A 1,903-nucleotide genomic window follows, 5' to 3' on the forward strand; every position below is an offset into this window, starting at 1 on the left:
GCCGCCGCAACGCCTCCACCACCTTGATCACACCCGCCACCCCCGCGGCGGCCTGGGTGTGGCCGATGTTCGACTTGATCGAGCCGAGCCACAGGGGGCGGTCGGTGGGGCGCATGTGTCCGTAGGTGGCGAGGATGGCGTGGGCTTCGATGGGGTCGCCGAGTTTGGTTCCGGTGCCGTGGGCTTCGACGACGTCGATGTCGCGGGTGTCGAGTCCGGCGTCGGTGAGGGCTTGCTGGATGACGCGTTCTTGTGCGGGGCCGCTGGGGGCGGTCATGCCGTTGCTGGCGCCGTCCTGGTTGACGGCGGTGCCGCGGATGACGCCGAGGATGCGGCGGCCGTTGCGGCGGGCGTCGGAGAGGCGTTCCAGGGCCAGGACGCCGACTCCTTCGGCCCAGGCGGCGCCGTCGGCCGAGGCGGAGAACGACTTGCAGCGGCCGTCGGGTGACAGCGCGCCCTGCCTGCTGAACTCGACGAACGCCACGGGCGTGGACATGACCGCCACCCCGCCCGCCAGTGCCAGCGAGCACTCGCCCTGACGCAGGGCCCGTACGGCCAGGTGCATGGCGACCAGCGAGGACGAGCAGGCGGTGTCCACCGTCAGCGCCGGCCCCTCCAGGCCCAGGGTGTAGGCGACGCGGCCCGCGATGACGCTGGGCGCACTGGAGGTGAACAGGTTGCCCTCGACGGACTCGGGCGCGCCGTGGAGGAAGCGCGCCGAGTAGTAGTCGTACATGTTGCCGACGTAGACGCCGGTCCTGGTGCCGCGGAGGCCGCCCGGCTCGATCTCGGCCCGCTCCAGGGCCTCCCAGCACGTCTCCAGGAACAGCCGGTGCTGCGGGTCGGTGGCGAGCGCGGTACGCGGGCTGATGCCGAAGAAGGCCGCGTCGAAGTCGGCGACGTCGTACAGGAAGCCGCCGTGGCGGGTGTAGGTCTTCCCGGCCGCCTCGGGGTCGGGGTCGTACAGCGCGTCCACGTCCCAGCCGCGGTCCGCCGGGAACTCACCGATCGCGTCCCGGCCTGAGGAGACCAGCTCCCACAGGTCCTCCGGGGAGGCGACCCCGCCCGGGTAGCGGCACGCCATCCCGACGATCGCCACCGGCTCGTGGCGGCGCTCCTCGTCCTCGCCCAGTCGCCGGCGGGCCTCCGCCAGTTCCACGGTGGCGCGCTTGAGGTAGTCGCGGAGCCTGTCCTCTGTTCTCATCGATCGGCCTTTCCCGTCACAGTTCGTTGTCGATGAGCGCGAAGATCTCCTCGTCCGAGGCGGAATCGATCTTCTCCATCACGGTGTCGGCGTCGCCCTTGGGCTGCGCGCCGAACATGGCCAGGCCGCTCTGCAGCACGGCGACGAGCTTGCCGCGGATCGCCTCGCCGTCGTCCTTGGCGCTGGTGAGCATGGATCCCACCCGTTCGAGCGCGCCGCGCAGGGTCTCCTCGGGGGAGGGCGCGGCGGGGGCGAGCGTGTCGAACAGGTGCTCCGCCAGGGCGCCGACCGTGGGGTGGTCGAACACGAGCGTGGCGGGCAGCCGCAGGCCGGTGTCGGCGCTGAGCCGGTTGCGCAGCTCGACGGCGGTCAGGGAGTCGAAGCCGAGCTGGGTGAACGCCCGGTCGACGTTGATCTTCTCGGCGCTGCCGTGGGCGAGGACGACGGCGACGTGGCCGCGTACCCGTTCGGTGAACACGCGCAGGCTCTCCTCCCTGGTCAGTTCGGCGAGGCGGGACATGAGCGCGGTGAGGCTCGTGCCCTGCTCGCCGCCCACGGACCGGCGAGGTATGCGGACCAGGCCGCGCAGCATGGGTGGCAGGTCGCCGTTCTCGGCCCTGGCACGCAGTCCGGCGGCGTCCCAGCGGGCCGCGACCACGAGCGCGTCGTCACCGCTCAGGGCCGCGTCGAACAGCTCCA

2 protein-coding genes are annotated in these 1,903 nt (G+C 72.1%); both read right to left on the minus strand.

Annotation, left to right across the window (positions count from 1 at the left end; genetic code table 11):
* On the minus strand, positions 1-1,204 hold a 1,204-nt coding region (locus AB0D67_RS39055), incomplete at its 3' end, for a beta-ketoacyl synthase N-terminal-like domain-containing protein (RefSeq protein WP_362947479.1).
* A 16-nt stretch (positions 1,205-1,220) separates the two neighbouring features.
* On the minus strand, positions 1,221-1,903 hold a 683-nt coding region (locus tag AB0D67_RS39060), incomplete at its 5' end, for a phosphopantetheine-binding protein (protein WP_362947482.1).

The organism is Streptosporangium sp. NPDC048047, from assembly GCF_040653115.1.
Taxonomy (GTDB): domain Bacteria; phylum Actinomycetota; class Actinomycetes; order Streptosporangiales; family Streptosporangiaceae; genus Streptosporangium.